The following is a 518-nucleotide window of genomic DNA, read 5'->3' as shown; positions in this document are numbered from 1 at the left end:
CCTGGAAACTGATCAAGCAATGCAAAAACCAACAGCAAAGCGAGAAACAGCAACACGTAGTTGAGCAAACAGGATCCGACAACAATCACCGGCAACGTGATACGCGGAAAACGCATCTTCTTCATCAAGTTGCCTTGATCGATAAACAAGGTCAGGCAACGATTGATAATTTCGGAAAACAAACTCCACGCCAGCATCCCGGCCATCAAATAAAGTGCATACGCATACTTATTGTCGATTCCGGGCAGTTTCGCCGCCAACACGTTGGACAACACCAGCGCATAGATCGCCACCTGCGCCAGCGGGTTAATGATCATCCACAGCCCACCCAATCGGCTACGGGCAAAACGGGCAACGAACTCATTCCGAATGGATGACCAGACGAAACCCCGGTACTCCCAAAGGCTTCTAAACAACCCCAACATCGCTGACTCCTGAAAAAAGCCAGGCCTATGCCTGACTTATTGCACCACTTAACTGCGGACTCGCCCGTCATGCACCGACGATCAACCCTTAGC

The 518-nt window shown here is 50.8% G+C and carries 1 protein-coding gene; it reads right to left on the bottom strand.

The window, feature by feature from the left end:
* The coding region (locus SOP95_RS31530) for an ABC transporter permease (RefSeq protein ID WP_323609518.1) at positions 1-425 on the bottom strand (425 nt) is incomplete at its 3' end.
* Positions 426-518 lie beyond the last annotated feature (93 nt).

It is taken from the genome of Pseudomonas sp. YuFO8 (assembly GCF_035065025.1).
Lineage (GTDB): Bacteria > Pseudomonadota > Gammaproteobacteria > Pseudomonadales > Pseudomonadaceae > Aquipseudomonas > Aquipseudomonas putida_AE.
Note: the sequence above shows the minus strand (reverse complement) of the source record. Positions and strands in the feature narration are given on the sequence as shown.